Origin of the sequence: Arthrobacter sp. ok362 (assembly GCF_900102785.1) — a bacterium.
Taxonomy (GTDB): Bacteria; Actinomycetota; Actinomycetes; order Actinomycetales; family Micrococcaceae; genus Arthrobacter.
Genome location: NZ_FNGC01000016.1, coordinates 60,329 through 83,380, shown reverse-complemented (window position 1 = coordinate 83,380; position 23,052 = coordinate 60,329). Strand labels below are relative to the sequence as shown.

Here is a 23,052-nt window from a genome sequence, read left to right as displayed (position 1 = left end):
TGCCCGGCACTAACGGCCGGCCGGAACCGCGCCACGCTCGGCACCCTTGACGATCGGGACGCGCACGGCGTTGCCCCATTCGGTCCAGGAACCGTCGTAGTTCCGTACTGTTTCAAAGCCCAGCAGGTACTTCAGCGCAAACCAGGTGTGGCTGGACCGCTCGCCGATCCGGCAGTAGGCCACGACGTCGTCCCCCTCTTTCAAGCCGGCCTCGCCGAGGTACAGGGCCTCGAGTTCGCCGCGGTTCCGGTAGGTGCCGTCGCCAGCCGCCGCGCGGGCCCAGGGGATGGAGGCCGCGGTGGGGATGTGGCCGCCGCGCAGCGCGCCCTCCTCCGGGTAGGCCGGCATGTGGGTGCGCTGGCCGGTGTACTCCTCGGGTGAACGGACATCGATCAGCGGCTTGCCGAAGTGTGCCAGGACGTCGTCCTTAAAGGCGCGGATCGGGGCATCGTTGCGTTCCACGACGGGGTAGGTGCCGGCGGCCGGAACGGTGGTCTGTGTGGAAAGGGCGTGGCCCTCGGCGATCCACTTGTCCCGGCCGCCGTCCAGGAGCCGGACGTCCTCGTGGCCGAACAAAGTGAACACCCACAGGGCGTAGGCTGCCCACCAGTTGGACTTATCGCCGTAGATCACCACGGTGCTGTCCCGGGAGATTCCCTTGGCCGCGGCCAGCGCGGCGAAGGCTTCGCCGTCGATGTAGTCGCGCTCGACTTCGTCGTTCAGGTCCGTGTGCCAGTCAATTTTCACCGCGCCGGGGATGTGGCCGGTCTCGTACAGCAGGACGTCTTCGTCGGATTCCACCACCACCAGGTTGCCGCCGTCGAGGGCCCCCTCTTCGATGGCCGTGGCCAGCCATTCCGTGGACACCAGGCGGGCCGGGTGGGCGTAGGCGGCGAATTTCTCGTTCTGCTCAACGGGGTAGGACATTGCGATGGCCTTTCACTGGAACGGTCAGGAGGCCGGGCGCGGAAAGCGTGCGCGGCGCCGGGCCTGTTACAACACTAGTCACGGGCCAGCGGGAATGCCCCACCGGGTTCACACGGGGAAATGTGGTCTTCCTCACGCCGGCCGCGGGTCCGTAAGCGCGCACACGGGCCGGGCGTGCTTTGCCGGTATTCTTGCTGGGGACAAGAGACCAGCAGAACGGACCACCTTGGTACAGATCGAACAGCTCGCCGCCCGTACGCCGGCAGTTTCCGTGGACGAACTCCTCAACGGGTTCTATCCGTCGCCGCGGTTCGGTGAGGTGTCGTTTTCCAGCTACCGGCCCGATCCCTCCCAGCCCACCCAGTCCCATGCGGTCCATGCCCTGGAGCATTTCGCGGCGGGGGTGGGTGCCCGTGACGGGGACGGCCTGTTCAAGCGGCTCTTCGGCAAGAAGGAAACGTCCCGGGCCGGGATCTACCTCGACGGCGGATTCGGTGTTGGCAAGACACACCTGCTGGCGTCGCTGTGGCACGCCGCCCCGGGGCCGAAGGCGTTCGGCACGTTCGTCGAGTACACCAACCTCGTCGGTGCGCTGTCGTTCCGCAAGACCGTTGAGGCCCTGAGCCACTACAAGCTCGTATGCATCGATGAATTTGAGCTCGACGACCCGGGGGACACCGTGCTCATGTCCCGGCTCATGCGCGAACTTGCCGACGCCGGCGTGAAGCTTGCTGCGACATCGAACACGCTGCCGGGCTCCCTCGGCGACGGGCGCTTCGCCGCCGTCGACTTCGCCCGCGAAATCCAGGTGCTGGCTGACCAGTTCGACGTCGTACGGATCGACGGCGAGGACTTCCGTCACCGTGGCCTGCCGGCCGCGCCCGCGCCGCTGCGCAATGATGACCTGACCCACCACATGCATGCCGAATTCGACGGCAAGACCGTGGCGCGCGATGAGTTCAGCACCTTGATCAACCACCTGGCCGGCGTGCACCCGAGCCGTTACCGCCAGCTGCTGGAGGGGATCGAAGGCGTCGTCTGGAAGAACGTGCACACGATTACCGAGCAGGCTGTTGCGCTGCGCTTTGTGGTGCTGGCGGACCGGCTGTACGACAAAGACGTGCCCATCCTTGCCAGTGGCGTGCCGTTCGACCAGCTCTTCACCGAGGAAATGATGACCGGCGGGTACATGAAGAAGTACTTCCGCGCCGTCTCCCGGCTCACCGCGCTGGCCCGCGAGGGCCAAAACCACGAGCCATCCTAGCCGCCAACCCCCCCAACGACGCCGGAGCCGCCCTTAAATGCCGGAGGTGCCGGCGCCACCTCTCGGCGGGACCGGCACCTCGCTGACGTATCTGGGTCAGAGGCCTGGCTGGCGGGGTTCCCCGGTTACGGGGGGCTCGCCGGCTACGGGAGTCTGATCGGCGACGGGGGCCGAGTCCGGCCGGTCGTTCGCCTGGTCCACGAAGTCCGAAGCGCCCCGCTGCACGGCATCGATCTTGTCGGCGTGCTTTCCGCCGGTCTTAGAGTCGACGAAATCGCCGGCCTTTTCGATGCCGTCCTTGATGGCTTGTTCGTTGCCACCAATCACTTGCTGAGCCTTGCCCCTTAGATCGTCAAGTAAACCCACGGGCACCTCCCTTCGGTCGCGGAGCCAGATCGCTCCTAGCGTTTTCTACCCTAGCGGGAGGTGGCGGGAGTGCCAAGGGTGTGCGCCCAAAGGATAAAAGATGCCAGGGCCAGGTGCACAGGGTAGAAGGACCCCAATGCACAAAAAAGAGCAGCTCCGGGGGAGCTGCTCTTGTGGTGGGCGATACTGGGATCGAACCAGTGACCTCTTCCGTGTCAGGGAAGCGCGCTACCGCTGCGCCAATCGCCCGCAACCGGAAGGATCCGGAGTGGAGTTTTAATGAAGAGAGCGGACGACGAGATTCGAACTCGCGACATCCACCTTGGCAAGGTGGTGCTCTACCAGCTGAGCTACGTCCGCATTTTTAGTCCATGCCGGCCGGGCCGGTGGTACTGCATCAAGCAAGTTGCCTTGCTTTGGTGGGCGATACTGGGATCGAACCAGTGACCTCTTCCGTGTCAGGGAAGCGCGCTACCGCTGCGCCAATCGCCCCTTGCGTCCGGCCGGAACCGGAAACCAGGGTTTTCACCGAGGTGGGTACGGGATTCGAACCCGTGTATACGGCTTTGCAGGCCGCTGCCTCGCCTCTCGGCCAACCCACCGTGTAGACAGGATTCCGAAGAACCTTTGCCTGTGACAGTGTCCTGCGAGCGGACGACGAGATTCGAACTCGCGACATCCACCTTGGCAAGGTGGTGCTCTACCAGCTGAGCTACGTCCGCATTGTCGGCGTGCGTTTCCGTGCCGCATTCGGCATTTCCTCGCGTTCCAACGAGTAAGAACTCTATAGGAGGTTCAGGGAATCTACAAATCGAGGTGCACTGGCCCCCTTCCCATGGCCATATTTCCTTGATTTCTAGGCGATTTTGTTAATTACAGCGGTGTAATTAGCGTCCCTCTCAAGCCGCGGTTCGAAGCCGAACCGGGAATATTGCGCAGGGCCAGTGGGTGGGCCAGTGGACGGGACCAGTGCACGGGACTGTTGCGGGGGAAACCGGCCCACACATCAGTGGCTGAGCCGGGTTCCCCGGACCGATTTCTAAAATCAGTCCGGGTGGGCTAGCATTCAATGTCGTTAGGGCGATTGGCGCAGTGGTAGCGCGCTTCGTTCACACCGAAGAGGTCACTGGTTCGAACCCAGTATCGCCCACTAACGAAATGGTCTGTTCCGCTGACTCAGCGGGGCGGGCCATTTTGCTTTTCACCGTTGTCTGACCCCCGTGAAAGAGTCTTCATATGACCGCTCCACTCCTCGCCCACGCCACGGACTATGGTCGCATGTACGCCCGCTCCACATCGGCACAGTTCTCCGTCCCCTCCATCACCACTGTGATCGGCCAGCAGCCACACGGCCTGGATGGCTGGTTCGGATACATGGGTGCGAACAGCCTGGCCCAGGATCCCGAGCTCCCCGGCATCCTTGGGAGCCCCGCCAAACTGCGTCAGGCGGTCAGCCGGGCAGCCAAGGCGGCGGAGTCATACCGGGACGATGCCGCCAAGCGTGGCGACCGGGTCCACAACTACTGCGAGCAGGTTGCACTGCGTGCGCTCGGCCGGCCGCACCAGATGAAGGAAACGCGGGAGGCCTTGGCCGCCAACGGTGAGGAAGCCTTCGCGGCACGCTTCGACGAATGGTGGGAGCTCTTCCAGGTTGAACCCATCGCCCCGGAGATTACGGTGTGGAACAAGACGGTTGGCTACGCCGGCACCCTGGACCTTGTTGCAAGGATCAATGGCAGGACCTGCCTCATCGACTACAAGACCAAGGGCACCAGCCGGGACGGTACCGTCAAACCGCTGGATGACAAGGTGGTCATGCAGCTCGTCGCCGGCATGAAGGCAGAAGAAAGCCTGGTCGATCCCGTGGCGGGGGAGTGGGAGGCATGGCAGCACGGCGAATCCCCCATCCTCTTGGCCGTGGCGGTGGGGGAAACCGAAGTCCGTCCGCAGCGGGCCAACCCCGAGGTCCTGAAACACCACTGGTGGAAATTCTGTGCACTGCGCCGCGTGTGGGAGATGTCAGCCGACACGGCCACCGCCGGAGCAGCACTGCTCCCGCTGGCGCCGCCCGTGAGGCGCTGAACGCGCAGCACTGGACGGGCCGCACTGAACCGGAGCACTGAACCGGCATCCCAGAGCAGGAGCCCGGCAGCTGCAACTAAACTGGACTGGATCCCTAACCGCTCACCGTGAGGACAGACTGCACATGGCCATTTTGAATATCCGCATCATCGGGGATCCTGTGCTGCGCACAGTCGCCGATCCCGTGACGGAATTCGGGCCTGAACTGGCAAAGCTCGTCGCCGATATGACCGAAACCATGGAGGATGTCGAGGGCGCCGGCCTGGCCGCACCCCAGGTCGGAGTCAGCCTGCGCGTCTTCACGTACCGGATCGGCGGCGTCGAGGGTCACATCATCAACCCCGTGCTGGAAAACAGCGAGGACTTCCAACCGGACCAGGTCGAAGGATGCCTGTCCATCCCGGGCCTCGGCTTCCCAGTCCGCCGATACCGCCAAACCCGGGTGACCGGCGTGGACCTCCATGGCAACCCCGTCACCGTAGAGGGTGAGGACATGCTGGCGCGCTGCTTCCAGCACGAGACCGACCACCTGGATGGCATCCTCTACACCGACCGGCTCGAGGGCGATGACCGCAAGGCCGCCCTGCGCGCCATCCGCAATGCCAACTACGACGCCATTACGGAACAGACCACAAGCAAGCGCGCGAAGAGCGTCGGGACGAGCTTTGGCGGCTCCAGCTTCGGAATCACCCCGTGAGGGTCCTTTTCGCGGGAACCCCGGCCGTCGCCGTGCCGTCCCTGGATGCCCTGATCGACGCCGGGTTCGACGTCGTCGCTGTCCTCACCCGCCCGGACGCCCCGCTGGGACGCAAGCGGGTCCTGACGCCGTCGCCCGTGGCGGCCCGGGCAGCCGAGCTCGCCATCGAGATCATCCACGCCGCCAAAGTCGACGCCGGGGTCACCGCCCGCATTGCCGCCGCCGCGCCGGACGTCGCGGCGATCGTTGCCTACGGCGGCCTCATTCCCAGTGCTGCCCTCGCTGTTCCCCGCCATGGCTGGGTGAACCTGCACTTCTCCCTGCTTCCGGCCTGGCGCGGCGCCGCCCCCGTGCAGCGTGCCGTCATCGCCGGCGACGACGTCACCGGCGCCGTCACCTTCCGTCTCGAGGAGGGGCTGGACACCGGTCCGGTCTTCGGAACCCTTACCGAGACCGTGCACGCCGGCGATACCGCCGGTGCCTTGCTCGAACGGCTCTCCCACAGCGGTGCGGTCCTGCTGGCCCAAACTCTGTCCGCCATCGACGACGGCAAGGCCGCCGCGCTGCCGCAACAGGGCGACGTCAGCCTGGCACCCAAACTCAGCCTCGAGGACGGCCGGCTCGACTGGCAGCAGCCCGCACTGGCGATCGGCCGCCGGGCCCGCGGAGTCACGCCAGAGCCCGGCGCCTGGACCATGCTCGATGGCCAGCGGATCAAGCTGGAACCGGTGCTGCCGGCGCCGGAGTCCGCCGCGCTTCGGCCCGGACAGCTGGGCATGGACGGGAAACGAGTCCTCGTCGGGACGGGTTCGCACCCGGTGGAATTGACGCGGGTCCAGCCCGCGGGCAAGAAAATGATGGCCGCCGCTGATTGGGCGCGTGGGCAGGCAACACTTGAAAGCGTGGTATTCGAATGAGCGAGTCCGGGACCAGCGGCAGCAGCCGGGGCAGTGGCCAAGGCGCCCGCGGCGGCAGCCGACGGAACGCCCAGGGCAGGGAACGCAACCGCGGCCCGCAGCGCGGCTTCACCGAGAGCGCCCCGTCCCAGCGGACCCGCCGCGCCGATCCGGCCCGGCTGGTTGCCTTTGAAGTGCTCCGCGCCGTGGCAGCCGAGGACGCCTACGCGAACCTGGTGCTGCCTGCCCGGATCCGGCACCACGGGCTGGACAAGCGCGACGCCGGATTTGCCACCGAGCTGAGCTACGGCGCCCTACGGGGCCAGGGCACGTACGACGCCATCCTGGCGCGCTGCGTCGACCGGCCGCTGGACCAACTGGATCCCGCGATCCTCGATGCCCTGCGGATCGGCGCGCACCAGCTGCTCGCCATGCGCGTGCCCGCCCACGCCGCCCTGGACCAGACTGTGGGGCTGGCCCGCGCCGTGATCGGGGCCGGTCCCTCCGCCCTGATCAATGCCGTGCTGCGTAAAGTCTCCGCCCGCACCCTCGACGAGTGGCTCGACCTGCTGCTCAGCACCGAGACCGATGCCACCACAATCGCCTCCATCCGCTATGCCCACCCCGAGTGGATCGTCCGTGCGCTCCGCCAGTCGCTCGTGGCCCACGGCCGCCCGGCTGCTGAGATTGACGGGCTCCTCGAAGCCGACAACGCCGCGCCCGTGGTGAACCTCGTGGCGCTGCCCGGCGTGGGCAGCCTGGACGAGGCCCTGGAAATTGGGGCCACCCCGGGTGAGCTTGTCGAGGGATCCGCGCTCTCCAGCGGTGGGGACCTCGGCCGGCTCGCCTCGGTTCGGGACGGAAGCACCCGTGTCCAGGACGTCGGCTCGCAGCTCGTGGCCCGGGCCATGGCCGCCGTCGACCTCGGCACTGGCCCCGGCGCAAAAACCGGCACGGGCCTCGGCACAAAAGCCAGCGCGGACCTCGACGCGGAAGCGGAGACGGACAGCGAGGATGCGGGGGAGCGCTGGCTGGATCTCTGTGCCGGCCCCGGCGGCAAGGCCGCCCTGCTCGCTGCCCTCGCCCGGCAGCGGGGCGCCCATCTGCTGGCCAACGAATTCGCCCCGCACCGTGCCAAACTCGTGCGCCAAGCCCTGTCCGCGGTCCCACGGGACGCCTGGGAGGTCCGGACCGGGGACGGCCGCGACATCGGCGCCGAGCAGCCGGAGTCCTTCGACCGTGTCCTCGTCGATGTCCCGTGCACCGGCCTGGGGGCCCTGCGCCGGCGCCCGGAGTCGCGCTGGCGGCGCACGCCCAAGGACCTCGTGGACCTGGGCCCGCTGCAGCGCCAGCTGCTCAACTCAGCGATCGACGCCGTCAAGCCCGGCGGCGTGGTGGCCTACGTGACCTGCTCGCCGCACCCGGCAGAGACAACCGCCGTTGTCAGTGATGTGCTGCGCAAGCGCGAGGACCTCGAGCTCCTCGACGCCGGTGCCGTGCTGGACAGCGTCAGCCTCACCGGCCACCTCGAGGCCGGGCACGAGCTCACCGCCCAGCTCTGGCCGCACGTGCACCAGACGGACGCCATGTTCCTGGCGCTGATTCGCAAGTTGGCCTGAGTTTCACTGATACTGGGGCACTGCCAGCTAAAAACGAACCAGCTAAGTACGAACGAGAAGGAAATCCATGGCCCAGTGCTGCATCAACCCGAGCATCCTTTCCGCTGACTTCGTCAATCTTGAGGCCGAACTGCGCCGGATCAGCAATGCCGATGCGGTGCACGTGGACGTCATGGACAACCACTTCGTGCCCAACCTGACGATCGGGCTGCCCGTGGTGCAGCGCATCCAGGCCGTCAGCCCGGTGCCGCTGGACGCCCACCTGATGATCGCCGACGCTGACCGCTGGGCGCCGGGCTTCGCCGACGCCGGGGTGGCCTCGGTAACGTTCCACGCCGAAGCCTCGATCGCGCCGATCAAACTCGCGCGGGAACTGCGCGCCCGCGGTGCCAAGGCCGGCATGGCGCTGCGCCCGGGCACTCCCGTGGAGCCCTATCTGGACATGCTCCCGGAACTGGACCTGTTGTTGATCATGACGGTGGAGCCAGGTTTCGGCGGGCAGTCCTTTTTGGACCTGACGTTGCCCAAGATCCGGCGGGCCCGCGCGGCCATTGACGGCTCCGGCGTTAAAGTGGCGCTCCAAGTCGACGGCGGCATCACCGAGGAGACGATCGTGCGTGCCGCAGAGGCGGGAGCGAACGTCTTTGTGGCGGGGTCAGCCGTGTACGGCGCCGCGGATCCGGCGCAGGCCGTCGAAAGGCTCCGGGCGGCCGGAAGCCGCTGAGGCAGCCCGGCTCCGGCAGGGAATTGCCGCAAGATGACTCAGACCGTAACGTGCGCGGGCGGGAATAGCCCGAGCTGGCCGGCAGTTGTGTCACAATAACAACACACATACGTGCTCCGGGGTCGGTGTAAGTCCGAACCGGCGGTGACAGTCCGCGACCCGCGCGCCAGCGCCTTTCTTCGGGAAGGATGCCGGCAAACGGTTGAATCGGTGAAATTCCGGTACCGACAGTTAAAGTCTGGATGAGAGAAGCACGTACAGCTGTTTCGGTGGCGCCCAGAAGGCGCCGCATGATTGTGCTGTCGTATACCCCCGGAGCCATCGCGGTTCTTGAGGGAAGGAACGACACACGCATGGACCTCTTGCGATGGCTCTTCGAAGCGCAGATCCCGGTAGGCGGATCTGTCCTGATTCTTCGTGAAGTGCTAGGCAACATCTTTGGCCTCGCCAGCGCCTTCGGCGGCATGCGCCGCCGGGTCTGGGCGTGGCCGGTCGGCATCGCCGGCAACTTACTGCTCCTGACGGTCTTCTTGGGCAACGTCTTCGGCTCCGCCACGCCCGCCACACTGTGGGGCCAGGCCGGACGCCAGGTCATGTTCATAGGCGTCGCCCTCTACGGCTGGTACCGCTGGCAGCAGGGCAGGCAGTCCGCCAGCGGCGGGGCAGCTGTCGCGCCGCGCTGGGCCAGTACGCAGACCCGGGTAATCCTGGGTCTCAGCCTCGTGGTCGGGACCGCCGCGCTGACGCCGCTCTTCGACTCGCTGGGCTCCTACCCGCCGGTCTGGGCAGATGCCTGGACGTTCATGGGCTCGCTGCTGGCGACTTACGGCATGGCCCGCGGCTGGACGGAGTTCTGGCTCATCTGGGTGGCCGTGGACATCGTCGGTGTGCCGCTGCTGTTCAGCGCGGGCTACTACGCCAGCGCCGTCATGTACCTCTTCTACGGCTTCTTCACGCTCGCCGGATTCTTCGTCTGGTGGCGTGCGTCGAAGCTGGCGAACCGGCCGGTCACGGTCGAAACCGCCTTCCCCGATCCGCTGGTGGCCAAGTGAGTGCCCCCAACAGCGCCGGCTTGAGCGCCGGATTCAACGCTGCCCCGCTCGACGCTGCCCCGTTCGACGCCGCCCCGTTCAGCCCTGCCGAAAATGCTGCCATGCAGGCTGCCCTGGCCGCCGCGGCACAGGGCCCGCGGGGCGCCAACCCGCTCGTGGGCGCCGTCGTCGTTGGGACCGACGGAACGCTCCTTGCAACCGGATACCACCGCGGAGCCGGGACTGCCCACGCCGAGGCGGACGCCATCGCCCAGGCGAAGGCGGCGGGCCTGGACCTCCGCGGCGCCACAATTGTGGTGACCCTTGAGCCCTGCAACCACTGCGGGCGCACCGGCCCCTGCGCGCAGGCGATCATCGAAGCCGGTATCACCGACGTCGTCTACGCCGTCGACGATCCCCATGATCCGGCCGCCGGCGGGGCCCTGACCCTCCGCGCCGCGGGCGTCCGGGTCCGCTCCGGGCTGGCGGCCGACGCCGCGCTGGACCTGAACCGGCGCTGGTTCGACGCCGTCGCCACCAAACGGCCCTTCGTCACCCTGCACATCGCGCAGACCCTCGACAGCCGCATCGCTGCCAGCGACGGCACCAGCCAGTGGATTTCCAGCCCGGAATCGCTCGCCGACAACCACGCCCTGCGGGGCCGGATCGATGCCATTCTGGTGGGCACCCAGACGGTGCTGATCGACAACCCCCGGCTCACCGCCCGGAACGCCGACGGCGAAGCAGACGGCAAGCAGCCCCTGCGCGCCGTCATGGGGTACCGGGGCATTCCCGACGACGCCGCCGTCCACGGAGCGGACGGCAACGTCCTGCACCTGGCCACCCGCGATCCGCGCGAGGCCCTGGACCAGCTGTTCGCAAGCGGCGTCCGGCACCTCATGGTGGAAGGCGGCTCCCGGATCCTGAGCGCGTTCCTTGCGGGCGGCCTGGTCGACGAACTCATCGTCTACCTGGCACCGACACTGCTCGGCTCCGGCACGGCCGCCCTGGAGGGCCTCGGCATCACCACCTTGGCCGATGCCCAACAGTGGGAATGGGACCCGGCATCCGGAGGCGCCGTCCAGGTCCTCGGCCGCGACCTCCGGCTCCATCTTCGCCCGGCTACTCCGGCTACCCCGGACGCCACCTCTACTTCATCCGATACAACCCCGCACCGCACCGGCGCGGACACCGCCGCAGGAGGCAATTGATGTTTACCGGAATTATCGCCGAGCAGGGGAAGGTGCTGTCCGTTGAGCGCAACGGGGACAGCAGCGCCACCGTTCGGCTCCACGCGCCCGGCACCACGGCCGGCCTCGCCCTGGGCGGTTCCATAGCGGTCAACGGCGTCTGCCTCACCGCGACGCAGATCGATGGCAGGGACTTCAGCGTCGACGTCATGGGCGAGACCCTTGACCGCAGCACCATCGGAGAGCTCGCTGCGGGCGATCCGGTCAATCTGGAACGCTGCGTGCCCGCCGGGGGACGGCTGGACGGTCACGTGGTGCAGGGACATGTCGACGGAGTCGGCCAGCTCGTGGAGCGTGAAGGGCTGGGCAACTGGGACCGGCTCCGGTTCGCTGTGCCGGCCGGCCTGGCCCGGTACATCGCCGAAAAGGGATCCATCGCCGTCGACGGCGTCTCCCTCACCGTCACGGCAGTCAGCCCGGCCAGCGAGCCGGCGCCCTGGTTTGAAGTTGGGCTGATCCCCACCACACTGGCCGAGACCGGCTTGGGCCAGAAACCACTCGGCGGCCACGTAAACCTTGAGGTCGACGTCCTGGCGAAGTACACCGAGCGTCTGCTGTCCTTTGCCGGCGGAACGTCGCCCGCCGCGCACCGGGCGACCGAAGGTACTGCAGGAGAATCCGCACGCACGGAAGGGGCCGCGAAGTGAGCCGGGTCAAAGACCACGTCAAAGACGAAAACGGCCTGGCAGAGGCGCTTCGCGCCGCGCCTGCCGGCACCGGCCGGGTAGGCCTCGATCCGATCGAGGATGCCATCAGCGCCATGGCAGCCGGGCGCCCCGTCCTGGTGGTGGACAACGAGGACCGCGAGAACGAAGGCGACATCATTTTCGCCGCTGAGCACGCGACTCCGGCGCTGATGGGCTGGACAGTCCGCTACAGCTCCGGAGTGATCTGCGTACCGCTGGACGCCGACCGGGCCGACGCCCTGGCCCTGCCGCCGATGGTGGCAATCAACGAAGATGCCAAGGGCACCGCCTACACCGTGTCCTGCGATGCCGCGGCGGGTATCAGCACCGGAATTTCCGCCACGGACCGCGCCCTGACGGCCCGGATTCTGGCGGACCCGCAAAGCCAGCCAAATTCATTGACCCGTCCCGGGCATGTTTTTCCGCTCCGCGCCGTTAAGGGGGGAGTGCGGGAACGTCCCGGCCACACCGAGGCGGCCGTGGACCTGTGCCGGCTGGCCGGACTGGAGCCCGCGGGAGTGATAGCAGAGCTTGTGTACGACAACGGAGAAATGATGCGGCTGGATGGATTGCGCGGCTTCGCGATTGAGCATGGCTGCCCCCTGATTTCTATTGCGGATCTGGTGGCGTACCTTGAAGCGAGACAGCACGGCAGCCACACAACGGACCCCGTCTGATGGAGGAGAAACAGTGACGACTTCGGAGACCCGAGAAGAGACGGCCATGGCGCGTCAGCCGCATCCGGTCAGCGCAGGACCCATCGTCCAGCTGCCCACCGCCTTTGGAGATTTCGTGGCGCAGGCCTGGACCGATCTGGTCACCGGCGCGGAACATCTGGCGGTCAGTTCACCGATGGCCCCGGCGGATGGCCAGCCCCCGCTGGTCCGCCTCCATTCTGAGTGCCTCACAGGCGATGTGTTCGGTTCCTACCGCTGCGACTGCGGCGAACAGCTGGCCTATGCCCTCGAGCTGATCAACGAACTCGGCGGCACGTTGCTCTACCTGCGCGGCCAGGAAGGCCGCGGGATCGGCCTGGCGAACAAGATGAAGGCCTACGCCCTGCAGGAGGCCGGGTTTGACACCGTGGAGGCCAACGAGCAGCTCGGGCTGCCGGTCGACGCGCGGTGCTACAAGGCCGCGGCCCAGATCCTCGCGGAGATGGGACTCCACGAGATCCGGCTCCTGAGCAACAACCCGGACAAGCAGGACCGGCTCGCCCAGGCAGGCGTCAAGGTGGTGGAGATGGTCCCTACGGAGGTTCCGTCCCGGGAGCAGAACCTCCGCTACCTGCAGACGAAGAAGGACCGGATGGACCACCGCCTTGTCCTGGACGTTGAAACCGCGCCCGCGGCCGGCGTGCCCGGATTCGAGCCCGACCGCGACTGACCGGGGCGGCCACCGCAGGCCGCCCCGACCCGCTTCGCCCGCTTCACCTGCCAGCCATCCCGGCTGTCCTGCCCAGGACGGCCGGGAGGGCGGCCGGCCAGCGGCCCAACCACCAGACCTCAACAGCAAGGGATACCCTATGAGCGGCCACGGCGCCCCCCAGATCGACCTCAGCACCTTCAAGCCGGAGGAAACCTCACGGCTCAAGCTGGCCATTGTGGCCGCGAGCTGGCATACCCAGATCATGGACGGACTGCTCGACGGCGCCCTGCGCGCCGCGAAGGACGCCGGGATCAGCGAGCCGACAGTCCTGCGCGTGCCCGGCACCTTTGAGCTCCCCGTCGCTGCGGCCCGGCTGGCACCGCACTTCGACGCCGTCGTGGCGCTCGGCGTCGTCATCCGGGGCGGCACGCCGCACTTCGAATATGTCTGCGAGGCAGCCACCCTGGGCCTGACCGAGGTCAGCGTCCGCACCGGCGTCCCTGTCGGCTTCGGCGTGCTGACGTGCGACACCGAGCAGCAGGGGATCGACCGGGCCGGCTTGCCGGGATCCACCGAGGACAAGGGGCACGAGGCGGTTACCGCTGCCCTGGCCACCGCAGTGACCCTCAAGCAGTTCGGCTGAGCCCCCAAGCTGCAGCCACGGCGGGCGCGGGCGCCACCCTGGCCCCCCCGCGCCGGCTGTGTTGGCCGTGTTGGCTGATTTGGCTGTGTTGAATGTGTGTCGCCTCACATCCTCGCCGTCATGCAACGGCCCGGCGGACGTTCCCGCGCCGGGAGCAAGTAGGCTTGGGGGCGTGAAGAATTTCGAGTCGCTGTTCGCAGAACTGAGTGAAAAGGCAGCCGTCCGCCCGGAAGGCTCCCGCACCGTCGCCGAACTGGATTCCGGAGTCCATGGCATCGGCAAGAAGGTCGTGGAGGAAGCAGCCGAGGTTTGGATGGCTGCCGAGTATGAATCCGATGAAGCCGCAGCCGAGGAAATTTCGCAGCTGCTGTACCACCTGCAGGTTCTGATGCTCGCCAAAGGACTCACCCTGGAAGACGTCTACAAGCATCTTTAGCCGCGCCCGCACCGGAAACCGCCATGACTTCGCTGGCGGACCCCGTGCACCGCGTGGCCGACGTGCCCCAACAGACCCCTTCCGCACCCAAGAGAGACTTTTCCCATGCTTAGAGTTGCCGTCCCGAACAAGGGATCCCTGTCCGAAGCTGCCGCGGCCATGCTGGCCGAGGCCGGCTACCGCCAGCGCCGCGATACCCGCGAGCTGGTCATGGTGGACCCGGACAACGATATTGAGTTCTTCTTCCTGCGCCCCCGCGACATCGCCGTGTATGTGGGCCAGGGAACGCTCGACGTCGGCATCACCGGCCGCGACCTGCTGCTCGACGCAGAGGTCGAGGCTGAAGAGCTGTTGCCGCTGGGCTTCGCCGCTTCCACCTTCCGCTTCGCCGGCCCGATAGGCGACTTCAGCAGCGTCGCCCAGCTGGAGGGCAAGCGCCTGGCCACGAGCTACGACGGACTGCTGCGCGGCTACCTGGCCGAGCGCGGCATCAACGCCAAGGTGGTCCGCCTCGATGGCGCCGTGGAATCCTCCGTCCGCCTCGGCGTCGCGGACGCGATCGCCGACGTCGTCGAGACCGGCACCACGCTCAGGGCCGCCGGCATGGAGATCTTCGGCGAGCCGATCCTGAATTCAGAGTCGGTTCTCATCGGCCGCAAGGGCGAGCAGAACCCGGCCACTGAGGTGCTGATCCGACGGCTCCAGGGCGTTCTCGTCGCGCGGCAGTACGTGATGATGGACTACGACATCCGCAAGGAACTCGTGGAGCAGGCCGCCGCACTCACCCCGGGCCTGGAATCGCCCACCGTCTCGCCGCTGCGCGATTCGGACTGGGTGGCCGTCCGCTCGATGGTGCCCAAGCGGCAAACCAACCGGATCATGGACGAGCTCTACGACCTCGGCGCCCGCGCCATCCTGGTCAGCAGCATCCACGCCTGCCGCATCTGAGCATTCCGGATCTGAGCGCCCCACCCGCCGGGTCCCCGCCAGAAATACCCTCAAGCAATCACCCTGCAGCAATTACCCCGCCAGCAATTACCAGGAGAAGTCATGACTGTTGCCGTGCGCGTCATCCCGTGCCTCGACGTCGATGCCGGCCGCGTGGTCAAGGGCATCAACTTTGAGGGCCTCCGCGACGCCGGGGACCCGGTGGAACTGGCGCACCGCTACGACAACAGCGGCGCCGACGAGCTGACCTTCCTTGACGTCACGGCGTCCTCCGGCAACCGGGAAACCACGTTCGACGTCGTTCGCCGCACCGCCGAGGAAGTCTTCATCCCGCTGACGGTCGGCGGCGGCGTCCGCGGCGTGGCTGAGGTGGACAAACTCCTGCGTTGCGGCGCGGACAAGGCCGCCATCAACACCGCGGCCGTGGCCCGGCCGGACGTGATCGACGAGATCACCCGGCACTTTGGTTCCCAGGTCCTGGTGCTGTCCCTCGACGCCAGGCGCACCCGTCCGGGCTCGCAGCCCACGGCGTCAGGCTTCGAGGTCACCACGCACGGCGGACGGCAGGGGACCGGAATCGATGCCATCGCCTGGGCACGGGAGGCGGCCGACCGCGGGGTGGGTGAGATCCTGCTGAACTCGATCGACGCCGACGGCACCAAGGACGGCTTCGACCTGGAACTGATCCGCCTGGCCCGGGCAGGGGTCAAGGTCCCGCTCATCGCCTCCGGCGGCGCCGGAAAGCCGGAGCACTTCCCGCCGGCCGTGGCAGCAGGGGCAGACGCCGTCCTGGCGGCCTCGGTCTTCCACTTCGGCCCCTTGGACATGATCGCGCAGGTCAAGGCCGCGATCCGCGAGGCAGGCTTCGAAGTCCGCTAATCCCCACCCGCCCGCGTTGTTTGGTTCTGCGGAGGTCCTGGGCACGACTGGGGACGGGCAGGGGGCGGGCGTGGCAGTCAGAGACCGACTTCGGCGGACTGCAGGAGCGCGACGGCATCCGGCTGGCCTTCGAACGTCACGAGGGCGTGGCGGGTGCGGCCGTGGGCGTGCATAAGCAGCTCGCCCGGCTCGCCGACGATGGCCACCGACACGGGGGCGCGTTTGGCCACATGCCGCGGACCGGAGGGGCTCACCAGCACAATGCCCAGATCCACGCCGCGGTACAGGATCGCGGCCCGTTTCACGAGCTCATCCCACAGAGCGTCAGAGTAGGCCTGGTCCAGGGCCCGCGGGGCCCAGCGGTCCACGGCGCGGCGGACGTCCTCGGTGTGCACAAAGTACTCGATCAGGTTGGAGCTCTCGTCCAATGCCTTGATCCGCAGCGGAGACAGGGCCGGGGGACCGGCGCGGAAGTCGTTGATTAGCTTGGCGTAGTCCTCGGGGGTCTTCAGCGTGCGCGCCAGCTCGGCCGTCGCATGGTCTGAGGCCTTGGAGAGGCGTTTGATCAGCAGGCCCAGTCCGACGCCGATTTTCCGCTCGCGCAGGTACAGGTGCGCGGCAAGATCGCGGGTGAGCCAACCTGCGCAGAGCGTGGCGGCATCAGGGCCGGCCGCCAGCAGGGTTTCGGCCAGGACTTCTCGGGACGGTTCGACGAAATGCATCACTTGTGAAACTAGCACGAGACGGCCGTGCGTGGGCACAGGAATCGCCGCTGCAACCGTGCCTGGCGGCATCATCTGGCGGGGGACCGTGACGGGCAGCCCGATTGGCGCGCCAGTGTTAAGCGGCGGGATGGCCAGCAGGCCGGCGGCCAGCCCGGAGGCACTAGACTTGATCTGATGTCTGAGCAGCCCGCCCCCGCCCCCAGCCCCGTCAATGACAGCGCCGTTGACGGCAGCCCCGTCGACGGCAGCCCCCTTCCGGCCGGACTGGCGGACGCCCTCAAACGGGACAGTGCCGGCCTGGTGGCCGCGATCGTCCAGCAGTTCGATACCCACGAGGTACTGATGCTGGGCTGGATGGACGACGAGGCGCTGCACCGCACCATGACGAGCGGACGCGTGACCTTCTTCTCGCGGTCCCGCCAGGAGTACTGGCGCAAGGGAGACACCTCCGGGCATGTGCAATGGGTCAAATCGCTCGCCATGGACTGCGACGGCGATGCCCTGCTGGTCCGGGTCGACCAGGTCGGCGCGGCCTGCCACACGGGAACCCGGACCTGCTTCGACGGCCGCGAACTCGACGCCGTCGTCGGCCACGGGGGCTAAGCGCCTCTCGCAAAAGGACACAGGCAAAGGACACAGGCAGAGCGCTCCGGCGCTGCCACAGCTTCACGAACCGGACCCAAGGCAGGATCCCATAACCGGATCCGGTGGCAGGTCCACCTAAAGAACAGGCGGAAAGTACAGCCATGCAGGACCTTGGAATCATCAGCCCCGGCCTCGAAGAGTTCCGTGAACTCGCAGGCCACAGCCGCGTCATCCCCGTCCGGCTCAAGGTGCTGGCTGACGCCGAAACCCCGATCGGGCTCTACCGCAAGCTCGCCCAGGGCCAGCCCGGGACGTTCCTGATGGAATCGGCGGCGGTCGGCGGAGCCTGGTCCCGCTATTCCTTCATCGGCTCCCGCTCCCGGGCCACCCTGACCACCAAGGACGGCAGCGCGCACTGGCTGGGTGAGCCCCCGGTCGGTGTGCCGCTGGACGGCAACCCGGTGGACGCCATCCGCGACACCGTCGCGGCGCTCCGCACCGAGCGCTTCGACGGGCTCCCGCCGTTCACGTCCGGCCTGGTCGGGTTCCTGGGCTGGGAAACCGTCCGGCACTGGGAGAAGCTGACCAGCCCGCCGGAGGACGACCTCCAACTGCCGGAAATGGCCCTCAACCTCGTGACGGACATGGCGGTCCACGACAACATGGACGGCACCGTCCTGTTGATCGCCAACGCCATCAACTTCGACAACAGCACCGAACGCGTCGATGACGCCTGGCACGACGCCGTCGCCCGCGTGAAAGCCCTGCTGGAAAAGATCAGCCGTCCCGTGGAGCAGCCTGTCTCCGTACTCGAAACCGCCGCCCTGGATTTCGCGTCGAGCGTGCAGGAACGCTGGGACGAATCCGAGTACCTTGCCGCCCTGGACCGCGGCAAGGAAGCGATCGTGGACGGCGAGGTCTTCCAGGTGGTGATCTCCCGCCGCTTCGAAATGGAGTGCGGCGCCGATCCCCTCGACGTCTATCGGGTCCTGCGGAACACCAACCCCAGCCCCTACATGTACCTTTTCAGCTTCGAGGACGCCGCGGGCCACGAGTACACGATCGTCGGCTCCTCGCCGGAGGCCCTCGTCACCGTGACCGGGGACGAGGTCATCACCCACCCCATCGCCGGCTCACGGCCGCGCGGCAAGACGGTGGAGGCGGACAAGGCGCTGGCCGAGGAATTGCTGGCGGACGAGAAGGAACGCGCCGAGCACCTCATGCTCGTCGACCTGTCCCGCAATGACCTCTCCAAGGTCTGCGTCGCCGGGTCCGTCGACGTCACGCAATTCATGGAAGTGGAACGCTTCAGCCACATCATGCACCTGGTGTCCACGGTGGTCGGAGAACTGGCCCCGGCCGCCAAGGCCTACGACGTCCTCAAGGCCACGTTCCCGGCCGGCACCCTCTCCGGTGCCCCGAAGCCGCGGGCCCTGCGCCTCCTGGACGAACTTGAACCGCACCGGCGCGGCATCTACGGCGGCGTGGTGGGCTACCTGGACTTCGCCGGGGACATGGACATGGCGATCGCGATCCGTTCGGCCCTGCTGCGGGAAGGACGCGCCTACGTCCAGGCCGGCGGCGGGATCGTGGCAGATTCGGTCAACCCCACCGAGGCCCAGGAAACCGTCAACAAGGCCGCCGCCCCGCTCCGCGCCGTGCACACGGCCAGTTCGCTGCACAACATCACCGCTGACGCAGTCACCGACTCAGCACCCGACGCCGGGAAGGATCTCTGATGGGGAAGCCGGAAGCCTCCGCCAAGAACACGGTGAAGATCACCAAGCGGTCCGCCGTCCCCGGCTGGGCCCGCAAGTCCACCCTGGTCCTGGTGATCGCCGCCCTGGCGCTGGCCGTGTTCGGGACCACCACCCAGACCTGGCTCACCGTGCACCTTGACCCCACGCAGCTCGGCGGGGCCGTGGCCAGCCAGGACGGCCTGCAGGTCCAGGGCAGCAAGGCAGCGACCTCCGTAACTGCCCTGGCCCTGGTTGCCCTCGCCGGCGGCCTCGCTGCCTCCATCGCCGGCCGCGTGTCCCGTTGGCTGATCACGGCGATCATCCTCCTCGCAGCCGCGGGGATCGTCGCCGCGGCGGCCGTCGTGCTGGCGGACCCGCTGTCCGCTGCACAGGGATCGATCGCGGCTGCCACCGGGATCAGTGGCAGCAGCGTCCAGGTGGACGTGACGGTGTTCCCTGTTCTCGCCGTCGTCGCCGGTGCCTTGCTGGGAATTAGCGCCCTGGCGATCGTGCCGGCCGGCCGTTACTGGAAGAGCCGCACCAAATATGACGCGGCAGCCGCCGGCCCCGCCGGCGGGACTGCAGTTGGTGGTACTGCCGCCGCCGCCCCCGCGGACGAGATTGACAGCTGGGACCGGTTGTCCCGCGGTGACGACCCCACCTGAACCGGTGCCGCGGGCGCGCCCAGTAACGCGGGCAACAACACTGTCAAAAAATGGCAGAATGTAAGCAGTATTCATCCTGAGGAGATTTCAATGAGCAAAGCCACTGTTTCCGCATCCACGTCCGCTGCGCCGAGGGGCGTCTACGACGACGTCGACCACAGCGAAGCGCCGGGCCACGGCAACAGCCCGGCCGCATGGACCTGCGTGATCGTGATGCTGGTCGGCGCGCTCATTGCGGCCATCGCCTTCGTCATCGCCAACACCCCGATCTTTGTCGCGGGCGCGGTAGTCATGGTGATCGGCCTGCTCGCCGGCTGGGCCATGCGCAAGGCCGGCTACGGCGTCGGCGGCAGCAAGCTGAAGAACTCCGGCCACTGAGCGTGAGCGTTCTCGACGACATCAATGCCGGTGTCAGGGAGGATATGCAGGCGCGCCAGCGTCTGGTCACGCTCGCGGAACTGAAGGAGCGTGCCGCCGCGGCGGCGCCCGCCCGTGACGCCTGGGGCGCCCTGGGCGGGACCTCCAGCACCCGGGACCAGCTTAAGGTCATTGCCGAAGTCAAGCGCCGCAGCCCGTCCAAGGGCCGGCTCGCGGACATCGCCGATCCCGCGTCCCTCGCCGCGCAGTACGCCGACGGCGGGGCCGCCGTGATCAGCGTCCTGACCGAGGAGCGCCGCTTCGGCGGCTCCCTCGCCGACCTCGACGCGGTCCGGGCCGCAGTGGACATTCCGGTGCTGCGCAAGGACTTCATGGTTGACGAGTACCAGATCTGGGAGGCCCGGGCCCACGGTGCCGACCTGATTCTGCTGATCGTGGCCTCGCTCTCGGACGCCCAACTGCACGAGTTTGCCGCCCTCAGCCGCGAACTCGGCATGAATGTGCTGGTCGAGACGCATACCGCCGAGGAAATCGAGCGCGCGGTAGCCGCGGAGGCCCGGATCATCGGCGTCAACGTTCGCAACCTCAAGACGCTCGACGTCGACCGTTCCCTGTTCGCGGAGCTGGCCGGCGGCATTCCCGCCGGCGCCCTCGTGGTCGCCGAATCCGGTGTGCGCGACGTCGAGGACGTCAAACATTACGCGGCCCGCGGCGCCAACGCGGTCCTGGTCGGCGAGGCGCTGGTCAGTGACGCGACGCCCCGCGAGCGGATCGCCGAATTCATGGCTGCCGGCGCAACGGCAATCGCCGCGCGCGCCTGAGACCGGCCGGTCCTGGCGCCTCCGTCCGGACCGTAAGCGGTACCGGGCCCGCAATTTGCCCGGACAATGGGCGGATCTCGTCTGCAGATCCGCAAAGCTAGCAGTGGAACAGGATGGTGAGACTGATGGTCGATGCGCCAGCAGCCAGCTCTGACGAAAGTGCCGTGGACGCGTTCCTGCACGGCGGCCGCCCCCAGGAGCATCCCGCGCAGGGCGAACCGTCCCTGCGGCACGCCCCTGGTCCCTACTTCGGGAACTACGGCGGCCGGTGGATGCCCGAGTCGCTCATCGCGGCCCTTGACGAGCTCGAGGACACCTTCGAGAAGGCCAAGGCCGATCCGGAGTTCACGGCCCAGATCGCCGACCTGAACAAGAACTACTCGGGCCGCCCGTCGCTGCTGACCGAGGCCAAGCGCTTCGCCGAGCACGCCGGCGGGGTGCGGATCTTCCTCAAGCGCGAAGACCTCAACCACACCGGCTCGCACAAGATCAACAACGTCCTGGGCCAGGCGCTGCTCGCCAAGCGGATGGGCAAAACCCGCGTCATCGCCGAGACCGGTGCCGGCCAGCACGGTGTTGCCAGCGCCACGGCGGCAGCCCTGCTGGGCCTGGAATGCGTGGTGTACATGGGCGCCGAGGACTGCCGCAGGCAGTCCCTCAACGTGGCCCGGATGGAGCTTTTGGGCGCTACGGTCATCCCCGTGACCAACGGATCCCAGACGCTCAAGGACGCCATCAACGAGGCCCTGCGCGACTGGGTCGCGAACGTGGGCAACACGCATTACCTGCTGGGCACCGCCGCCGGCGCGCACCCGTTCCCGGCAATGGTCCGCTACTTCCACGAAGTGATCGGCGAGGAAGCCCGGGCCCAGATCCTGGATCAGACGGGCCGGCTTCCGGACGCCGTCTGCGCCTGCATTGGCGGTGGTTCCAACGCGATCGGGATCTTCCACGGCTTCCTGGATGACACCTCGGTCAAGATCTACGGCTTCGAAGCCGGCGGCGAGGGCGTCGAGACCGGCCGGCACGCAGCCACCATCACCCTCGGCAAGCCGGGTGTGCTCCACGGCGCGCGTTCCTACCTCATGCAGGACGACGACGGCCAGACCATCGAGTCGCACTCCATCTCGGCGGGCCTGGACTACCCCGGCGTCGGCCCCGAACACTCCTACCTCGCCGACATCGGCCGGGTCAGCTACGAGCCCATCACGGACAGCGAAGCCATGGAGGCCTTCCGCCTCCTGTGCCGCACCGAGGGCATCATCCCCGCCATCGAGTCTGCCCACGCCCTAGCAGGTGCCATCAAAGTGGGGCAGCGGCTCGAGGCGGAGGTCGCGGCAGGCGCGGCCGCCGGCACGGCAGCCGAGAAGATTGTGATCGTGAACCTCTCCGGCCGCGGCGACAAGGACGTGGCGACAGCCGCGGAATGGTTCGACCTGCTGGACAAGGACTCACCTGAAGCGGAAATCGCCAAAGAGGGGGAACAGCTGTGAGCACCAGCCAGGACGGCAACCAGAACGCCGCGCAGCACGCCAGCAAGTCGGCAGCGGCGATTGACCGCGCACGCGCCCACGGCCGGGCGGCCCTGATCGGCTACCTGCCCGCCGGTTACCCAAGCGTTGAAGACACCATTGCCGCCGGCATCGCCCTGGCCGAGAACGGCGCTGACCTCATCGAGATCGGCATCCCGTACTCCGATCCGGTCATGGACGGCCAGGTCATCCAGGCGGCCACGACGGAGGCCCTCGCGAAGGGCTTCCGCGTCCGGGAGGTCTTCGACGTCGTCCGCGGCATCACGAGCAAGACCGACGCCGCCGTGCTGGTCATGACCTACTGGAACCCCGTGGTCCGGATGGGCGTGGATGAGTTCTCCCGCCGCCTGGCCGAGGCCGGGGGAGCCGGGCTGATCACGCCCGACCTCATCCCGGACGAGGCCGCCGAATGGATGGCAGCTTCCGACAAGTACGGACTGGACCGGGTGTTCCTCGTGGCACCCTCCTCTTCCCCGGAACGCATGAAGCGCACAGTCGATGCGAGCCGCGGCTTCGTGTACGCCGTCTCCATCATGGGCGTCACCGGCGCCCGGACCTCGGTCAGCTCGGCGGCCAGGAACGTTGTCGCAGCCGCGCATGCCGCGGGCGCCGAACGCGTCTGCGTGGGCCTCGGCGTCTCCAACGCCGGCCACGTCCGCGAGATCGCCGAGTATGCGGACGGCGTGATTGTGGGCACCGCCCTCGTCGCGGCCATCCGGGACGGCGGCGTGGATGCGGTAGCGTCCTTGACGAAAGACCTCAGCACCGGCCTTACCAAGGAAGAAGCGTAA

Annotated in this window: 25 protein-coding genes, 6 tRNA genes and 1 riboswitch; of the genes, 23 read left to right on the top strand and 8 right to left on the bottom strand. The window is 67.6% G+C overall.

The annotated features are described in order from the left end of the window. Positions 1-9: 9 nt before the first annotated feature. On the bottom strand, positions 10-927 hold the full coding sequence (locus BLQ10_RS18735; protein WP_091564520.1) for a sulfurtransferase: 918 nt from the start codon (positions 925-927) through the stop codon (positions 10-12). Between the two features lie 226 nt (positions 928-1,153). Here BLQ10_RS18735 and zapE point away from each other — a divergent pair, with 226 nt between their 5' ends. After that, positions 1,154-2,191: a cell division protein ZapE gene (gene zapE / locus BLQ10_RS18730; RefSeq protein ID WP_091564519.1), complete on the top strand. Its 1,038-nt coding sequence runs from the start codon at positions 1,154-1,156 to the stop codon at positions 2,189-2,191. A 96-nt stretch (positions 2,192-2,287) separates the two neighbouring features. Here zapE and BLQ10_RS18725 read toward each other — a convergent pair whose 3' ends face one another. From BLQ10_RS18725 to BLQ10_RS18700, 6 genes are all read right to left on the bottom strand, one after another. Next, complete coding sequence (locus BLQ10_RS18725; protein ID WP_091564518.1) at positions 2,288-2,557, bottom strand: antitoxin; 270 nt, start codon at positions 2,555-2,557, stop codon at positions 2,288-2,290. A gap of 174 nt (positions 2,558-2,731) precedes the next feature. After that, a tRNA-Val gene (locus BLQ10_RS18720) sits at positions 2,732-2,806 on the bottom strand. A 38-nt stretch (positions 2,807-2,844) separates the two neighbouring features. Next, a tRNA-Gly gene (locus tag BLQ10_RS18715) sits at positions 2,845-2,917 on the bottom strand. 57 nt (positions 2,918-2,974) lie between these two features. Continuing rightward, positions 2,975-3,049 (bottom strand) — tRNA-Val (locus BLQ10_RS18710). 39 nt (positions 3,050-3,088) lie between these two features. Continuing rightward, positions 3,089-3,159: transfer RNA gene (locus BLQ10_RS18705), tRNA-Cys, on the bottom strand. 47 nt (positions 3,160-3,206) lie between these two features. Continuing rightward, positions 3,207-3,279 (bottom strand) — tRNA-Gly (locus BLQ10_RS18700). A 356-nt stretch (positions 3,280-3,635) separates the two neighbouring features. Between BLQ10_RS18700 and BLQ10_RS18695 the strand changes: the two genes are divergently transcribed. From BLQ10_RS18695 to hisF, 15 genes are all read left to right on the top strand, one after another. Next, a tRNA-Val gene (locus BLQ10_RS18695) sits at positions 3,636-3,707 on the top strand. Positions 3,708-3,793: 86 nt separating this feature from the next. Continuing rightward, entirely contained in the window at positions 3,794-4,639 is an 846-nt protein-coding gene (locus BLQ10_RS18690) for a cytochrome (protein ID WP_091564517.1), read from the top strand. Positions 4,640-4,763: 124 nt separating this feature from the next. Then, entirely contained in the window at positions 4,764-5,336 is a 573-nt protein-coding gene (gene def / locus BLQ10_RS18685) for a peptide deformylase (protein ID WP_091564516.1), read from the top strand. Then, the gene (gene fmt, locus BLQ10_RS18680; RefSeq protein WP_091564515.1) at positions 5,333-6,253 is read left to right on the top strand and encodes a methionyl-tRNA formyltransferase; all 921 of its coding nucleotides are present in this window, start codon (positions 5,333-5,335) and stop codon (positions 6,251-6,253) included. The genes def and fmt overlap by 4 nt, the downstream gene beginning before the upstream one ends. After that, positions 6,250-7,851, top strand: coding sequence for an RsmB/NOP family class I SAM-dependent RNA methyltransferase (locus BLQ10_RS18675; protein WP_091564514.1), 1,602 nt, complete (start codon positions 6,250-6,252; stop codon positions 7,849-7,851). The genes fmt and BLQ10_RS18675 overlap by 4 nt, the downstream gene beginning before the upstream one ends. A 67-nt stretch (positions 7,852-7,918) precedes the next feature. Further along, the gene (rpe, locus tag BLQ10_RS18670; RefSeq protein WP_091564513.1) at positions 7,919-8,575 is read left to right on the top strand and encodes a ribulose-phosphate 3-epimerase; all 657 of its coding nucleotides are present in this window, start codon (positions 7,919-7,921) and stop codon (positions 8,573-8,575) included. A gap of 107 nt (positions 8,576-8,682) precedes the next feature. Further along, positions 8,683-8,834, top strand: a riboswitch (FMN riboswitch). A gap of 94 nt (positions 8,835-8,928) precedes the next feature. Continuing rightward, a complete protein-coding gene (gene pnuC, locus BLQ10_RS18665; RefSeq protein WP_091564512.1) occupies positions 8,929-9,627 on the top strand; it encodes a nicotinamide riboside transporter PnuC in 699 nt (232 codons plus the stop codon). Between the two features lie 101 nt (positions 9,628-9,728). After that, entirely contained in the window at positions 9,729-10,817 is a 1,089-nt protein-coding gene (gene ribD / locus BLQ10_RS18660) for a bifunctional diaminohydroxyphosphoribosylaminopyrimidine deaminase/5-amino-6-(5-phosphoribosylamino)uracil reductase RibD (protein WP_091564549.1), read from the top strand. Then, the gene (locus BLQ10_RS18655) at positions 10,817-11,503 is read left to right on the top strand and encodes a riboflavin synthase (protein WP_091564511.1); all 687 of its coding nucleotides are present in this window, start codon (positions 10,817-10,819) and stop codon (positions 11,501-11,503) included. The genes ribD and BLQ10_RS18655 overlap by 1 nt, the downstream gene beginning before the upstream one ends. Positions 11,504-11,538: 35 nt before the next feature. Next, complete coding sequence (ribB, locus tag BLQ10_RS18650) at positions 11,539-12,219, top strand: 3,4-dihydroxy-2-butanone-4-phosphate synthase (protein WP_091564548.1); 681 nt, start codon at positions 11,539-11,541, stop codon at positions 12,217-12,219. Positions 12,220-12,265: 46 nt separating this feature from the next. Beyond that, positions 12,266-12,928: a GTP cyclohydrolase II gene (gene ribA, locus BLQ10_RS18645; protein WP_091564547.1), complete on the top strand. Its 663-nt coding sequence runs from the start codon at positions 12,266-12,268 to the stop codon at positions 12,926-12,928. A gap of 139 nt (positions 12,929-13,067) precedes the next feature. After that, on the top strand, positions 13,068-13,553 hold the full coding sequence (gene ribH / locus BLQ10_RS18640) for a 6,7-dimethyl-8-ribityllumazine synthase (RefSeq protein WP_090581814.1): 486 nt from the start codon (positions 13,068-13,070) through the stop codon (positions 13,551-13,553). A gap of 172 nt (positions 13,554-13,725) precedes the next feature. Continuing rightward, the gene (locus tag BLQ10_RS18635; RefSeq protein ID WP_018772463.1) at positions 13,726-13,989 is read left to right on the top strand and encodes a phosphoribosyl-ATP diphosphatase; all 264 of its coding nucleotides are present in this window, start codon (positions 13,726-13,728) and stop codon (positions 13,987-13,989) included. A gap of 105 nt (positions 13,990-14,094) precedes the next feature. Next, positions 14,095-14,937 (top strand): ATP phosphoribosyltransferase, encoded by an 843-nt coding sequence (gene hisG / locus BLQ10_RS18630; protein WP_091564510.1) that lies wholly within the window; start codon positions 14,095-14,097, stop codon positions 14,935-14,937. A gap of 102 nt (positions 14,938-15,039) precedes the next feature. Beyond that, entirely contained in the window at positions 15,040-15,816 is a 777-nt protein-coding gene (hisF, locus tag BLQ10_RS18625; RefSeq protein WP_090581810.1) for an imidazole glycerol phosphate synthase subunit HisF, read from the top strand. 77 nt (positions 15,817-15,893) lie between these two features. Here hisF and BLQ10_RS18620 read toward each other — a convergent pair whose 3' ends face one another. Continuing rightward, complete coding sequence (locus BLQ10_RS18620; protein WP_091564509.1) at positions 15,894-16,538, bottom strand: TIGR03085 family metal-binding protein; 645 nt, start codon at positions 16,536-16,538, stop codon at positions 15,894-15,896. A gap of 177 nt (positions 16,539-16,715) precedes the next feature. Between BLQ10_RS18620 and hisI the strand changes: the two genes are divergently transcribed. The 7 genes from hisI to trpA all read left to right on the top strand — a co-directional run bounded on the left by hisI (position 16,716) and on the right by trpA (position 23,052). Next, on the top strand, positions 16,716-17,144 hold the full coding sequence (gene hisI / locus BLQ10_RS18615; protein ID WP_091564508.1) for a phosphoribosyl-AMP cyclohydrolase: 429 nt from the start codon (positions 16,716-16,718) through the stop codon (positions 17,142-17,144). A 143-nt stretch (positions 17,145-17,287) separates the two neighbouring features. After that, positions 17,288-18,865: an anthranilate synthase component I gene (locus BLQ10_RS18610; protein ID WP_091564507.1), complete on the top strand. Its 1,578-nt coding sequence runs from the start codon at positions 17,288-17,290 to the stop codon at positions 18,863-18,865. Further along, complete coding sequence (locus tag BLQ10_RS18605) at positions 18,865-19,530, top strand: Trp biosynthesis-associated membrane protein (protein WP_091564506.1); 666 nt, start codon at positions 18,865-18,867, stop codon at positions 19,528-19,530. Before BLQ10_RS18610 ends, BLQ10_RS18605 begins: the two co-directional genes overlap by 1 nt. A gap of 90 nt (positions 19,531-19,620) precedes the next feature. Continuing rightward, positions 19,621-19,908: an HGxxPAAW family protein gene (locus BLQ10_RS18600; RefSeq protein ID WP_091564505.1), complete on the top strand. Its 288-nt coding sequence runs from the start codon at positions 19,621-19,623 to the stop codon at positions 19,906-19,908. Between the two features lie 2 nt (positions 19,909-19,910). After that, positions 19,911-20,729, top strand: coding sequence for an indole-3-glycerol phosphate synthase TrpC (gene trpC, locus BLQ10_RS18595; RefSeq protein ID WP_091564504.1), 819 nt, complete (start codon positions 19,911-19,913; stop codon positions 20,727-20,729). 125 nt (positions 20,730-20,854) lie between these two features. Further along, complete coding sequence (gene trpB / locus BLQ10_RS18590) at positions 20,855-22,222, top strand: tryptophan synthase subunit beta (RefSeq protein ID WP_091564503.1); 1,368 nt, start codon at positions 20,855-20,857, stop codon at positions 22,220-22,222. Further along, positions 22,219-23,052, top strand: coding sequence for a tryptophan synthase subunit alpha (gene trpA / locus BLQ10_RS18585; protein WP_091564502.1), 834 nt, complete (start codon positions 22,219-22,221; stop codon positions 23,050-23,052). Before trpB ends, trpA begins: the two co-directional genes overlap by 4 nt.

Bases quoted from the DNA above. Each gene is read 5' to 3' on its own strand.
- BLQ10_RS18675 (WP_091564514.1), top strand. From the start codon at position 6,250: ATGAGCGAGTCCGGGACCAGCGGCAGCAGCCGGGGCAGTGGCCAAGGC.
- BLQ10_RS18610 (WP_091564507.1), top strand. From the start codon at position 17,288: ATGCAGGACCTTGGAATCATCAGCCCCGGCCTCGAAGAGTTCCGTGAA.
- BLQ10_RS18600 (WP_091564505.1), top strand. From the start codon at position 19,621: ATGAGCAAAGCCACTGTTTCCGCATCCACGTCCGCTGCGCCGAGGGGC.
- BLQ10_RS18690 (WP_091564517.1), top strand. From the start codon at position 3,794: ATGACCGCTCCACTCCTCGCCCACGCCACGGACTATGGTCGCATGTAC.
- pnuC (WP_091564512.1), top strand. From the start codon at position 8,929: ATGGACCTCTTGCGATGGCTCTTCGAAGCGCAGATCCCGGTAGGCGGA.
- ribD (WP_091564549.1), top strand. From the start codon at position 9,729: ATGCAGGCTGCCCTGGCCGCCGCGGCACAGGGCCCGCGGGGCGCCAAC.
- hisF (WP_090581810.1), top strand. From the start codon at position 15,040: ATGACTGTTGCCGTGCGCGTCATCCCGTGCCTCGACGTCGATGCCGGC.
- hisI (WP_091564508.1), top strand. From the start codon at position 16,716: ATGTCTGAGCAGCCCGCCCCCGCCCCCAGCCCCGTCAATGACAGCGCC.
- BLQ10_RS18735 (WP_091564520.1), bottom strand. From the start codon at position 927: ATGTCCTACCCCGTTGAGCAGAACGAGAAATTCGCCGCCTACGCCCAC.
- ribH (WP_090581814.1), top strand. From the start codon at position 13,068: ATGAGCGGCCACGGCGCCCCCCAGATCGACCTCAGCACCTTCAAGCCG.
- rpe (WP_091564513.1), top strand. From the start codon at position 7,919: ATGGCCCAGTGCTGCATCAACCCGAGCATCCTTTCCGCTGACTTCGTC.
- ribA (WP_091564547.1), top strand. From the start codon at position 12,266: ATGGCGCGTCAGCCGCATCCGGTCAGCGCAGGACCCATCGTCCAGCTG.
- def (WP_091564516.1), top strand. From the start codon at position 4,764: ATGGCCATTTTGAATATCCGCATCATCGGGGATCCTGTGCTGCGCACA.
- trpB (WP_091564503.1), top strand. From the start codon at position 20,855: ATGGTCGATGCGCCAGCAGCCAGCTCTGACGAAAGTGCCGTGGACGCG.
- BLQ10_RS18620 (WP_091564509.1), bottom strand. From the start codon at position 16,538: ATGCATTTCGTCGAACCGTCCCGAGAAGTCCTGGCCGAAACCCTGCTG.
- BLQ10_RS18655 (WP_091564511.1), top strand. From the start codon at position 10,817: ATGTTTACCGGAATTATCGCCGAGCAGGGGAAGGTGCTGTCCGTTGAG.
- hisG (WP_091564510.1), top strand. From the start codon at position 14,095: ATGCTTAGAGTTGCCGTCCCGAACAAGGGATCCCTGTCCGAAGCTGCC.
- BLQ10_RS18605 (WP_091564506.1), top strand. From the start codon at position 18,865: ATGGGGAAGCCGGAAGCCTCCGCCAAGAACACGGTGAAGATCACCAAG.